This is a genomic window from Sulfurimonas sp. ST-25 (genome assembly GCF_048079205.1).
Classification (GTDB): domain Bacteria; phylum Campylobacterota; class Campylobacteria; order Campylobacterales; family Sulfurimonadaceae; genus Thiomicrolovo; species Thiomicrolovo sulfuroxydans.
The window spans coordinates 818093-830210 of record NZ_CP182225.1; the positions used below are offsets into that span (position 1 = coordinate 818093).

General features: G+C 57.3%; 16 protein-coding genes. 13 read left to right on the forward strand and 3 right to left on the reverse strand.

Annotation, left to right across the window (positions count from 1 at the left end; all coding sequences use genetic code 11):
- The first annotated feature begins 5 nt into the window (after positions 1-5).
- The 11 genes from atpC (at position 6) to ACM66T_RS04170 (ending at position 8014) form a co-directional block, all read left to right on the forward strand.
- On the forward strand, positions 6-398 hold the full coding sequence (atpC, locus tag ACM66T_RS04120; RefSeq protein ID WP_231020536.1) for an ATP synthase F1 subunit epsilon: 393 nt from the start codon (positions 6-8) through the stop codon (positions 396-398).
- Positions 399-407: 9 nt separating this feature from the next.
- The gene (locus ACM66T_RS04125; protein WP_231020537.1) at positions 408-983 is read left to right on the forward strand and encodes a MotA/TolQ/ExbB proton channel family protein; all 576 of its coding nucleotides are present in this window, start codon (positions 408-410) and stop codon (positions 981-983) included.
- 56 nt (positions 984-1039) lie between these two features.
- On the forward strand, positions 1040-1378 hold the full coding sequence (locus ACM66T_RS04130) for an ExbD/TolR family protein (protein ID WP_416768921.1): 339 nt from the start codon (positions 1040-1042) through the stop codon (positions 1376-1378).
- Positions 1350-2129: a TonB C-terminal domain-containing protein gene (locus ACM66T_RS04135; protein ID WP_231020539.1), complete on the forward strand. Its 780-nt coding sequence runs from the start codon at positions 1350-1352 to the stop codon at positions 2127-2129. The genes ACM66T_RS04130 and ACM66T_RS04135 overlap by 29 nt, the downstream gene beginning before the upstream one ends.
- 2 nt (positions 2130-2131) lie before the next feature.
- Positions 2132-3373, forward strand: coding sequence for a Tol-Pal system protein TolB (gene tolB / locus ACM66T_RS04140; protein WP_231020540.1), 1242 nt, complete (start codon positions 2132-2134; stop codon positions 3371-3373).
- A 116-nt stretch (positions 3374-3489) separates the two neighbouring features.
- Positions 3490-4035: an OmpA family protein gene (locus ACM66T_RS04145; RefSeq protein WP_231020541.1), complete on the forward strand. Its 546-nt coding sequence runs from the start codon at positions 3490-3492 to the stop codon at positions 4033-4035.
- 9 nt (positions 4036-4044) lie between these two features.
- Positions 4045-4956: a tetratricopeptide repeat protein gene (locus ACM66T_RS04150; protein ID WP_231020542.1), complete on the forward strand. Its 912-nt coding sequence runs from the start codon at positions 4045-4047 to the stop codon at positions 4954-4956.
- Between the two features lie 78 nt (positions 4957-5034).
- Positions 5035-5553, forward strand: coding sequence for an FKBP-type peptidyl-prolyl cis-trans isomerase (locus tag ACM66T_RS04155; protein WP_231020543.1), 519 nt, complete (start codon positions 5035-5037; stop codon positions 5551-5553).
- A complete protein-coding gene (locus ACM66T_RS04160) occupies positions 5540-6304 on the forward strand; it encodes a helix-turn-helix domain-containing protein (RefSeq protein ID WP_416768795.1) in 765 nt (254 codons plus the stop codon). The genes ACM66T_RS04155 and ACM66T_RS04160 overlap by 14 nt, the downstream gene beginning before the upstream one ends.
- Before the next feature lie 13 nt (positions 6305-6317).
- Positions 6318-7256, forward strand: coding sequence for an ACP S-malonyltransferase (gene fabD, locus ACM66T_RS04165; protein ID WP_231020545.1), 939 nt, complete (start codon positions 6318-6320; stop codon positions 7254-7256).
- Positions 7253-8014: a nitrilase-related carbon-nitrogen hydrolase gene (locus ACM66T_RS04170; RefSeq protein ID WP_416768796.1), complete on the forward strand. Its 762-nt coding sequence runs from the start codon at positions 7253-7255 to the stop codon at positions 8012-8014. The genes fabD and ACM66T_RS04170 overlap by 4 nt, the downstream gene beginning before the upstream one ends.
- Before the next feature lie 75 nt (positions 8015-8089).
- On the opposite strand, the gene ACM66T_RS04175 is transcribed toward ACM66T_RS04170, so the two are convergent.
- Both ACM66T_RS04175 and dbpA read right to left on the reverse strand, forming a co-directional pair.
- A complete protein-coding gene (locus ACM66T_RS04175; RefSeq protein ID WP_231020547.1) occupies positions 8090-8542 on the reverse strand; it encodes a YaiI/YqxD family protein in 453 nt (150 codons plus the stop codon).
- On the reverse strand, positions 8539-9918 hold the full coding sequence (dbpA, locus tag ACM66T_RS04180) for an ATP-dependent RNA helicase DbpA (RefSeq protein ID WP_231020548.1): 1380 nt from the start codon (positions 9916-9918) through the stop codon (positions 8539-8541). Before dbpA ends, ACM66T_RS04175 begins: the two co-directional genes overlap by 4 nt.
- 140 nt (positions 9919-10058) lie before the next feature.
- Between dbpA and ACM66T_RS04185 the strand changes: the two genes are divergently transcribed.
- A complete protein-coding gene (locus ACM66T_RS04185; protein ID WP_231020549.1) occupies positions 10059-10793 on the forward strand; it encodes a 5'-methylthioadenosine/adenosylhomocysteine nucleosidase in 735 nt (244 codons plus the stop codon).
- Positions 10783-11532, forward strand: a complete 750-nt coding sequence (locus ACM66T_RS04190) for an ATP-binding protein (protein WP_231020550.1) — start codon at positions 10783-10785, stop codon at positions 11530-11532. Before ACM66T_RS04185 ends, ACM66T_RS04190 begins: the two co-directional genes overlap by 11 nt.
- On the opposite strand, the gene ACM66T_RS04195 is transcribed toward ACM66T_RS04190, so the two are convergent.
- Positions 11529-12014, reverse strand: a complete 486-nt coding sequence (locus ACM66T_RS04195; RefSeq protein WP_231020551.1) for a DUF2062 domain-containing protein — start codon at positions 12012-12014, stop codon at positions 11529-11531. The two genes, ACM66T_RS04190 and ACM66T_RS04195, sit on opposite strands and share 4 nt — an antisense overlap.
- Positions 12015-12118: the final 104 nt, after the last annotated feature.

The following is a 12118-nucleotide window of genomic DNA, read 5'->3' on the forward strand; positions in this document are numbered from 1 at the left end:
AAGTCATGGATACTTTTAAACTGGAAGTGATCACGCCGAACGGCCTCATTTTTGATAATGAAGCCGTCGAAGTCACGCTGCCGGGTGAAGAGGGCGAGTTCGGTGTACTGCCGCGCCACGCCTCTTTGACCACGCAGCTCAAAGCCGGCGTCATTGACATCGTCACTGCAGAGAAACGCACCGAGTCCATCGTCGTGAACTGGGGTGTGGTTCAGGTGACTGAATCGAAAGTGACGGTGCTGGTCGACGGTGCCGTCGCGATCCGCGGTGAAGGCGAAAGCGAAATCGCCAAGGTCCTCGAGGATGCGAAAAAACTCCTGTCGGACGTTTCGGACTCCAAGATGGCACTGGCTTCGGTCTCAGCCAAGATCGAATCGGCTGCACACAAACTGCTGTAAGCGACGATCATGTTTGATTCGCTCAGCGACTACTATCTCAAAAGCAACAGTGTCACCCTCGCGGTCCTGGCACTGCTTGCACTCTATTTCATCGTAATCAACTGGACCTTCTTTTACCGCTATCTTTCACTCAACCGCTGGGTCGACAAAGAGACAGATTCTCTTGAATCGCTTTTGATGGGTGCACAGGGGATCGCAGCGAACTCCTACCTCAACCACTTTATCAAGAGCAGTAAACGTCTCTCCGCGGAACTCTTCGACCTGGGTCTTTTCGCCGGTACGAAAGAAGCGACAAAAGGGTTGGCGATTCTCTCCGTCGTCGCCTCCACGGCACCGTTTATCGGGTTGTTCGGTACGGTTGTCTCCATCCTTGACACCTTCAACAACATCGGGAGCGCCAGCGGAACGATGGCCGTCATCGCCGCCGGCGTCTCCGACGCGCTTGTTGCAACGGCGGCGGGGATCTTTGTCGCGATCTTCGCGTACACCTACCACCAGATCCTCAAACGCCGCGCGTATGAGCTGACGGGCCTGCTGCAGATGCAGCGTGATGCCCTGATGGCGAAAGAGACGGACGCCGCGTGAGCGTATTCGACTGGGATGAGCGCCCGGAACTGAACATTACGCCCCTTGTGGACGTGATGCTCGTACTTCTGGCGATCCTGATGGTCATTGCTCCGAACATTGTCTATGAAGAGCTGATCAACCTTCCCCAGGGTTCGGCACAGCAGCAGATGCAGAAAAAACCCCCGGTACACATCGTCATCACGAAAGAGGGTGTCATTCTTGTCAACAAAGAGAAATTCGACCGTCTCGGATTTATCGACAACTTCTACCGTTTTGCCGAACAGAATCTCGATGCTAAGTCAACGGTGACGATCAGTGCCGACCGTTCGCTGGATTACGGAATGGTGATGTCGGTACTCGCGGCGGTAAAACAGGCAGGTTTCAGTGAAGTCTCTCTCGCTACCAACGGTTGACGACCCCAGGGACTTCTATCTGGGCGGGGTCTATGCCGTTGTCCTTTTTGTCCTGATCATCTTGCTTTTTTTCCAGCTCCTGCGGGGACTGGACAAAATGCACAGTTACGCGATGACAAAAAGTTCCGCTGTCTCTGTTTCTCTGGTGGATGTCCCGCTGGTGACTTCGAAGCAGAACAACACCCCCAAACCCGTCCCCAAACAAGAAGCAGCGCCGGAACCCATACCCGAGCCTGAGGAAACGGCCACGCCTGTTGAGGATATCTCGTCGCTTTTTTCGGACATCCAGACGCAGAAGATCGTACATACCAAGCGTCCTGATGATCAGAAAAAGATCGATACGAAACGGCTTGCCAACCTCCAAAAACGCATTAAAACGACGAAGAAACGGGAAACGACGGCGACGGCGGAGAAGGTCAAGAACCTGAGCCTCGTACGCCCCTCACAGGAGGCCGGCGGACAGAGCGCATCGGGCGGCGCGGAAGTCAATGCGTATTACGCTAAAATACAGGCCACTATCTATGAGAACTTCTTCCCGCCGGTCAATTCCGAAGGTTCGGTTTCACTGATCCGCATCTGGATTTCGGCCAGTGGGAAGATGACGCGTTTTAAAGTGCTGCGCCCATCAGGCGAGGCATTTTTCGACCGGGAGGTCACGCAGCTGGAGCAGCGTCTCCTGCGCGTCAGGTTCGAGAGAAACCCAAAAGGAAATGAGGCCGTACTGGATGTCAGTCTGGTCTCCAAGGAGTAACGATGCGTTTTTTCATTGCCATGATGATGAGTGTGACGTTGATGTTCGCCGCCGATGCGACCATTGAAGTAGTAAAAGAAGCCGACAGCCTTCCGTCCATTGCCGTGGAGGATGCCTCCGTCGATTTCACCGGCACGCCGGCCAAACGTTTTTTCAGACTGCTTTCGAGCGACCTGAACGTTTTGACGCTTTTCAATGTTGATCACCACTACGCCACCACCCATTTTGACAACGCTTCGATACTGAACCGTGCCATGGATTATACGCTGCGTTTCCGCCTGCGCGACGACGATGCCGCTTTTGTCGCGGACATCCGCCTTTTCCAGGACGACAAGGTCGTGATGCAGAAAAGCTACCGGGTGGCCAACACGGGCATGAGCCCCTTCGTGGCGCATGCGATCGCCTATGACATCAACGACTTCTTCGGCCAGGCGCCGCTGGAGTGGCTCAAGCGCAAGATCATCTTCGCACGTCTCAAAGGGCGCATGGAGAGCGAAATCGTCATCGCGGACTATACCCTCTCTTATCAGCATGTTATGATCAAAGGAGGACTCAATGTCTTCCCGAAATGGGCGGACGAGGCGCATAGTGCGTTTTATTACACTTCCCTCAGCGGGAATAAACCGACCCTTTTCAAGATCGACGTCCGAACAGGCGCCCGCAATGCCATCTTGAGTTCGGACGGGATGCTGGTCTGTTCCGATGTCAGACGGAACGGGCGGGATCTGCTGCTGACCATGGCGCCCAACGGGCAGCCGGATATCTACCTCTATGATACGGTCACGAAAACGGCCAAGCGCGTCACGACCTACGGCGGCATCGACGTCAACGGGCAGTTTATGAACGACGGACGCGTCGTCTTTATCTCCAACCGCCTCGGGTATCCGAATGTTTTTGCAAAGCGCCCGGGCGAAGCCAAGATCGAACAGCTTGTATTCTACGGCAAAGACAACTCCGCGTGCAGCGCGCATAACGAATATGTCGTCTACAAATCCCGTGAGACCAACGACGCTTTCGGCCCGAATACGTTCAATCTCCACCTGATCTCGATGAAGACGGACTTTATCCGGCGTCTGACCGCCACGGGCATCAACGAGTTCCCCCGCTTCTCCGATGACGGCGATGCCATCATCTATATCAAAAACTATAAGCAACAGAGTGCGATCGGGGTGATCCGTCTGGCGCAGAACAAAAACTTTTTATTCCCCCTTGCAAGCGGAAAAATCCAGTCTTTGGACTGGTAATCCGTAAACTTAAAGCAGGTTGCTATATCCTGTTAAGTTTTTTTTGCTAAAATCTTCTGGATTAATTAATGAACACCCTCGTGAAAGGCTCTGTTCGGACTCCCTAAAGGATTGTGATGAAAAATATGTTGGTATACAGCAGTGTAGTTCTGATGTTGTTGGCTGGATGTAGCTCTAAAACACCGGCGATCGATGAGACGCAGACGGGTGCGGAAAGCAGCCAGATGGAGAGTGCGGCGGATGCAGATACTGTTGTCGTCGATGAGAATGCAGGCGTCAGCGACAGCACGATCGAGATCGGTGAAGAGACGATGAGCGCGCTGGAGAGCCAGATGGACTCCATCTACTTCGCTTTCGACAAATTTGATATCAGCATGGAAGCGTCCTCGAAGCTCCAGACAAATGCGGCTCTGATGCAGGGCAAAGCAGCTGCCTTTAACATCAAAATCGAAGGTAACTGTGACGAATGGGGTAGCGACGAGTATAACTTCGCCCTGGGCCTTAAACGCGCAAAAGCCGCCAAAGATGCGCTGGTCGCCGAAGGTGTCAACGCCGAGCGTATCAGCATGGTCAGCTACGGCGAAAGCAATCCGGTCTGTGTCGAAAAGACACAGGAGTGCTGGGCCAAGAACCGCCGCGACGATTTCAAACTCCTTCCGTAATCGGGACAAATGAAACGTCTTTCCCTCCTTCTGGCGGGCGCCTTGCTGCTTCAGCTTCAGGCGTCTGAGCCCTCCGTATTCGGTGCCGGCAATCTTGACAGCGATTCGCCCTACGGGTTGACTGAATCCGAAAAAAAGATTGTCGAAAACCGGCAGAACCTCAAGAATACCAAACGCAAATCCCAAGAGAACAGTGCCCAACTGCAGAGCCTGCGCGAACGCATTGACGGATTGCAGACGATTATCGAGGGGTTGGCGGAAAAAACCCAGGAAAACAAGCTCAAAGTCACGGAACTGACATCCGGAGAAGACATCGGCGCCCAGCGCGATGCCAGGATCGCGGCGTTGGAAGAGGCGGTTAGGGCGGACGAAGCCAACATCGCTTCGTTGAAGACGCTCCTGGAGAGTATGGCGACACAGGTGGACGCCATCAACGCCAATTACGTCTCCAAGGATGAGTTCAACGCGCTTGTCGGTGAGATCAACGCCTTTAAACGCGATCTGGGCAAAACCCTCAAAAGCGTGAGCGCCCCGGCGGCTGGCGCATCCCTGGAGTCGAAATCGAGCAAGGAGCTTGCCGCCGAAGCGAAGGCAAGCTATAACAAGCTCTTTTTCAAAGATGCCATCCCGATGTATGAGGAGCTGATCCGCCGCAACTACAAACCGGCCTATGCGCACTTCATGATCGGGGAGATGTGGCACTACCGCAAAGAGTGGTCCAAAGCGCTCTCATACTTCAAGGAGAGTGCAGCCCGTTCTTCGAAAACATCGTTTATGCCGACACTGATGCTCCACAGTGCGGAATGTATGATGCATACCGGTGATTCGGCAAACGCGAAAAAGTTTCTCCGGTCACTTATCGCTAAATACCCTGCCTCCGGTGAAGCAGCGGAAGCAGAACGGCTTCTGAATACTTTGTAGGCAGCTATAGCGCCACTTTTTCAGCCGCACTATAGTTAGATCGGGTTAGAATCCCTAAATTTTTGTAAAGGTAATATTATGGCAATCGAAACGAATCAAGTCGTATCCATCCAGTATGAAGTCCAGGCCGACGGCAAGGTCGTTGACTCCAACATCGGCGGTCAGCCGCTCGTCTTTATGTTCGGCAAGGGACAGATCATTCCGGGCCTCGAAGCGGGTATCCAGGATATGGCAGCAGGCGAAAAGGGCGATGTCCTGGTCAAAGCCTCTGACGCATACGGCGACTACAATCCTGAAGCGACTCAGGATGTTCCGAAAGAACAGTTCGCCGGTATCGATCTTCAAGAAGGCATGACACTCTACGGTCAGGGTGAAGACGGCGGTACGGTCCAGGTCCTCGTCAAAGAGATCAAAGACGAGAGCGTTGTTGTCGATTTCAACCATCCGATGGCCGGAAAAGATCTGATGTTCAGCGTCACGATCAATGAAGTACGCGACGCGACTGCCGATGAAATCGCCAGTGGCGTACCGGCAGAGAACAAGGTTGATGACAGCTGCTGCGGAAGTAGCGGCGGACATAGCTGTGGCTGCCACTGAGTTTCTGGCGGCCTCACACGCTTCGACCGAAGCGCTGCGGACGGCGACACTCCTCAAGACCCTGCAGGTCAATGCGCTTATCAGCGGACCGAAGGGCACAGGCAAACAGACGCTTGCACGGGTGATCCTGCCCGGCGCGGTCGTACTGGACGCACGGGATTTTGACAATGTGCTCAATGCGCTTGAAAGCAATGACGAAGTTGTTTTGACGCATATTGAACACTGTCCGAATATTACGCTCCTCTTCGAGCGGGTCAAGACGGAGAAGGTCCGCATGATTGCCACGGCATCGTCCGAATACCTCTCCGACGCCATCTGGGAATTCTTCAGTGTCAAGATCGCCCTGCCGCCGCTGCTGGAGCGTCCCGAAGATGTGGAACTGCTTGTCAGCCATTTCAATGCCGAGGCGGACCGGATCTTCGATCTCACCCCCGATGCCTCCCCTGCGGGCAAAAAGCCGGACCTGAGCGACAACGCCTACTCCCTGCGCAAACAGATCTATTTCGAGCGCCTGATGGGCGGGGTCAACGAAAGCGAGGTGATGCAGGTGATGGAGCGTTTCCTGCAGACGCAGATGGGGTCGCATAACGACTACCGCAAGTTCCTGCACCTCTACGAGGTCCCACTGATCCGCACAGGGCTGCGCAAGTTCAAATCGCAGCTGCAGCTGGCGGAGCGCCTGGGGCTGAACCGCAACACCCTGCGCAAAAAGATTGCGGAAAACGAGCAGTTCGGTCTGCTTGAACCATAATTCAGGAGGAGAAATGAGTCAGAAAATCGCGATGGTGTTCCCGGGACAGGGGAGCCAGAGTGTCGGTATGGGCAAGGCGTTCTACGAGGCGTCGGATTATGCAAAAGAGATGGTCGAGAAGGCCAGCGACCGTATTGGGGTCGATTTCAAAGCGTTGATGTTCGAGGAGAATGAGAAACTCGATCAGACGGCCTATACCCAGCCGGCGATTCTGCTGGTGTCGATGATGGCTTATAAGCTCTTTCAGGAAGCGCGTCCGACGGCGCCGACACTGCTGCTGGGGCACTCCCTCGGCGAAGTGTCCGCCGTCTGCGCGAGCGGGGCGATCGATTACCTCGACGCCGTCGAGCTGGTGCACAAGCGCGGCCAGCTGATGCAGGGTGCGTGCGAAGGCGTCGAGGCGGGGATGATGGTCATCGTCGGTCTTGACGACGCGGCGGTCGAGACGATCTGTACCGATGCGCGCAACAAAGAGAACAAGCAGGTCTGGCCTGCGAACTACAACCAGGACGGCCAGCTGGTCGTTGCCGGTCTCAAACCTGACCTTCAGAGCCTGGAAGCCACCTTCAAAGAAGCCGGCGCGAAACGTGCGCTGCTGCTGAACATGTCGGTCGCCAGCCACTGCCCGCTGCTCTCCGCCGCACAGGATCCGCTGCGTGCCGAGCTGGAGAAAGTACTGCACGACCCCTTCGATGCGCCGATCATCTCCAACGTCACGGCCAAGCCGTACCACACGAAGCAGCAGGCGGTCGAGCTGCTCAGCGAACAGCTGATCTACCCGGTGCGCTACAAACAGTCCGTCGCCGCGATCTCCCCGGACGTCGACCTCGCCATCGAGTTCGGCAACGGCAAGGTCCTTGCGGGTCTTAACCGCCGTATCGCCAAAGAGATGCAGACCCTCAACGTCTTCGACATGGATTCGCTCCAGGCTACCCTCGACGCATTGTCATGACCGTCACACTCGTCCAGAATGCACCCCGGCTGAACCGTACGAACCTCGAGGCGTGCGAAGCGCTGGCGGCTGCCTATTCCGGACGCAACGACGTCATCGTCTTCCCGGAACTGGCGCTCAACGGCTACCTGCTTCAGGACAAGGTCTATGAGGACGCCTGGATGCTGCCGGAACTGGAACCCCTGGCCAAAGCGAGTCTCGCCTGTGATATCGTCGTCGGGGCGGCCCTCAAAGAGAACGGTCGGACTTACAACACCGCGTGCTATTTCAGCGGCGGCGAACTGCGTCATGTCCACCGAAAACTGCACCTGCCCAATTACGGTATGTTCGAAGAGGCGCGCTACTTCTTCAGAGGGGAGCGCATCGAGGCGTTCGAAACGACATTCGGCCGGAGCGTCATGCTTGTCTGCGAGGATCTCTGGCGTGCCCAGACAATGGCCGACGTCGCGGCGCTCAAACCGGAATTCGTCTACGTGATCGCCAACTCACCGGCACGGGGTTTCGAGGAGGAGGGGCTGGCCATAGAGGGGCAGTGGGACGCGCTGCTCAAATCCCTCGCGCAGCTCTCCAACGCCTACGTCATCTTTGTCAACCGCGTCGGTTTCGAAGACGGCCTGGGCTTCTGGGGCGGCAGCCGCGTCATCACGCCGCGCGGCGAAGCGGAAGAGACACTGCCGCTCTTCGATGAAGCCGTCGTCAGCGTGACCCCGGACCACCGCCTGCACGACGTCGAGAAGTGGCTCGCCAAGATCGACTGAATACCCTCTCCGCACCGCGGCGGCAGTGCCGCCGCATTTTTTTCACAATATGTACTTTTGTTCTCTTTCGGTCCGCTATGCCATGCCGTGCTCGGTCAGAAACCGGTGCAGGGCATTGGCGAAAGCGTGGGCGTCTTTGGGACCGAAAGGCTTCGGTCCTCCGGTGACGACACCGCTGTCACGGATCGTCTCCATCAGGTTGCGCATTGCAAGGTACTGCTTGATATTGTCTGCGGTGTAGCGCTCCCCGCGGTGGTCGATGGCATGGGCGGCCTTGGCGAGGACCCGGTCGGCCAGAGGGATATCTGCCGTGATGACGAGGTCGCCGGGGGAGAGCAGCTCAACGATCCTGTCATCGGCGGCGTCGGCCCCTGCCTCCACGATGACCGTTTCTATCAAGGAAGAGTCTCCCAGCCGGACGGGTTTGTTCGACACAAGCACCAGGGGCAGTTTCACCCGTTCGACGGCGCGCACCACGATGGGTTTGAGAAGGTTGGGAAAGGCGTCTCCGTCGACGTAAATGGTCACTGCGCGATCCTGACGCGGAACTTTTTGCCCTTGATCTTGCCGCGGTTCAGCTGCTGCAGGGCGGTGTCGGCGACGCCCTGCTCGACAGCGACATAGGCGAGGGTATCATGGACGGCGATGTTGCCCACCGCTTTGCCGTCGATGCCGCCGGAAGCACAGAGGGCACCGAGTAGGTCGCCGGGCCGCAGCTTCTGTTTACGCCCGCCGTCGATCCGCAGGACGGCGAAAGCAGGGAAAAAATGCGCGGGGTCTGCCGGCGGGAAGCCGGAGGCGTCTTCGGGGGCGAAGGGCGTCTCGCCGGCGGCAGCAAGGCGTTCGGCGGCCGGCTGCTGCTTGGGGGTAAAGAGCGTCAGGGCGACGCCGGTACTCCCAGCCCGGGCCGTGCGGCCGACGCGGTGGAGGTAGGTTTCAGGTTTTTCGGGCAGGTCGAAATTGATGACGGCACCCAGCTCCTTGATATCGAGCCCACGTGCGGCGACGTCCGTCGCGATGAGCAGCCGTATGCCGCCCAGGGCGAAACGCGTCAGCACTTCGGTGCGTTCACCCTGGCGTAGGTCGCCGTGCAGGACGGGCGCGTCGTAGCCCTGCCCGGCGAGGGCCTGCGCCAACGCATCGCAGCCCGCCTTCGTATTGCAGAAAACGACGGCGGAGTCGGGGCTGTAATGACCGAGGAGACGCAGGAGCGTCCCAATTTTCTCCCCTTTTACCTTGAAAAAGTGCTGTGTAAGCGTCACCTCGGAAGCGCTATTATCGATCTCCACAGTCACAGGATCGCGCAGCAGCGCGGAAGCGATGGCGGCGATCGTCTCGGGGAAAGTGGCCGAAAAGAGCAGGCTCTGGCGGGAAGACGTCAGGTGCGAGGCGATCTGCATAATGGCGTCGTGAAAGCCCAGGTCCAGCATCCTGTCGGCCTCGTCGAGTACCAGGGTATGCACCTTCGAGAGCGAAAGCGTCTTTTTCCCCAGGTGATCGAGGATCCGCCCCGGGGTGCCCACGACGATGTGCGCTCCGTACTGTAGCGAGTCGCGCTGCGGTGCCAGCGGCACCCCGCCGCAGAGTGTCAGAATCTTGATGTTCGGCCGGTGGCGGGAGAGGCGTCGCAGCTCCCCGGCCACCTGTTCAGCCAGCTCACGCGTCGGACAGAGGATAAGTCCCTGAACATCCGATTCGTTCTCTGCGAGCTTCATGATCGTGCCGATCCCGAAGGCCAGGGTCTTGCCGCTGCCGGTCTGCGCGCGGACGATGGCGTCTTTGCCTTCGAGCAGTGCAGGAAGGCTTTGTTCCTGCACGGGGGTCATGCGGCGGTAGCCGAGGGCATCGAGGTTCTGCTGCAGTGCTGCGGGCAGGGGAAGAGTGGTGAAAGGCTTGGAGGTCACGGCGGCTCTTTGTGGCAGTATGCTCCGGGAACTTCTCCCGAAGGCGTTACGCCATTGTAGCGTATTACGCCCCTGCGCGCATTTTACCGCGCTCTGAAGCTCTTTGGCTATAATTGCACCAATTTTACGATGCAGGAAAAATGATGAAAATTGCCATTATGGGGGCCATGGTCGAAGAGGTGGAGCCGTTCCTCGACGCCGGGGAGCACGAGCCGCTGCTCAAATACTTCAAGAAGCACAACGACGTCGAGTATGCCGGCAACCTCTACCACGAAGCCCGTTTCAAAGGGCTTGATATCGTGCTGGGCTACAGCAAAATTGGAAAGGTGAACGCGGCCCTGACCGCCGCGACAATGCTGGAGAAGTTCGGCTGCGAGATGCTGCTCTTCACCGGGGTGGCGGGTGCGGTGAACCCTGAACTGAAAATCGGCGATCTGATCGCTGCGACGCAACTGTGCCAGCATGACCTTGACATCACGGCGTTCGGTCACCCGCACGGGTTTGTGCCCGAAGGCAAGGTCTACGTTGAACCGTCCCGTGAGCTTCTGCATATGGCCAGAAGCGTGGCCGAGGAGAAGGGGATCGAACTCAAAGGGGGGATCATCGCGACCGGCGACCAGTTCATCGCGGACACGGAGCGTAAAGCGTGGATTGAGAAGACGTTCGAGGCGGACGCCATCGAAATGGAGGGGGCGGCCGTTGCCGTCGTCTGCGATGCGATGCAGGTTCCCTTCTTCGTGCTGCGCGCAATCAGCGATGCCGCCGACATGGACGCGACGTTCGATTTCGACGAATTTCTGAAGCACTCATCACAGGTCAGCAGCAGTTTCGTCATGGGGATGCTGGAGAAGATCGCCGCCGCCCATGGTCAGTAAAAAAATCATGCGGCAGCTCGGCCGCACCAACGCCGCGTTCAACCTGGTCGAGGAGGGGGACCGCATCCTCGTCGGCCTCTCAGGGGGAAAAGACTCCCTGACCCTCGTGCATGCCATGAAAGAGCAGCAGCGCCGCGCCCCTTTCAACTTCGAGATAATCGCCGTAACCGTTGCTTATGGCATGGGGGAGGATTTTTCCGCGCTGATCGAACACTGCCGGGCCCACGGCATCGAGCATCACATCCACGATACGAACATCTACGACACGGCCAAAGAGAAGATCCGCAAAAACTCCTCGTACTGCAGTTTTTTCTCGCGGATGCGCCGCGGGTCGCTCTACAGCGCCGCAGAGAAGTTCGGCTGCAACAAGGTGGCCCTGGGGCACCACCTCGATGACGCGGCCGAAAGCTTTTTTATGAACCTGATCTACAACGGGCACCTGCGTTCACTCGCCCCGAAGTACCGGGCGGACAACGGCCTCATCGTCATCCGCCCCTTGATCCAGATGCGCGAACGCCAGCTCGCGGCCGCCGCGCACGACAACGACTGGCCGACCATCGGCGACGAGGCGTGCCCCTCCATGCGCTTCGACGTCAAAATGCCCTACGCACGCGCCGAGATGAAGACGATGCTCTCGGAGATGGAGGGGAAATACCCCGACCTCTTCACATCGATCAACGCGGCCTTCGGCCATATCTCCGACGACAGCTTTTTCGACCCGGAGCGTTTCGCGCTTTAGGAGTGCTTTCGGGCACGGTGCCGATGCACGGAGACGATCCAGAGGCGCTGGACCAGGTAGTAGCCCGACACCGCAAAGAGGGTGGAGTAGAAGAGAGCCCCCGTATAGAGCGGCGCGACGATCTCCTCGAAATGCGCTTCGAACCACTCCAGGCTGACGGCGACGTGGGGCAGATCGTGCATGCCCAGCAGGAAGCCGCCGGTTTTATACTCGACATAGTAGATAAAGGGCATCGTCGCCGGGTTGGTGATCCAGACCAGGGCGATAGAGAGCGGCAGGTTGAAGCGGAAAAGCGGCTGCAGCAGTACGATGGCGACCATCTGGGCGGGCATCGGGATAAAGGCGATAAAGAGGCCGACAAGAACGCCTTTTGCAACTGCATGTCTGTTCACGCTTAAAAAGGCGCGGGGTATCTTGTACTTCGTAATGACGTCGGCATACTTATCATTGAAGCGGCTGCGTTTGAAAAACCGTCGGATCATGCCGTCACCCCGTGGAAAAGTCGCAGTATTATAACTGCTTTAACGAAATTGGCTATTAATACAGGAATAAAATTCGTTTAAATGATAGCCGATATAATTTTGCC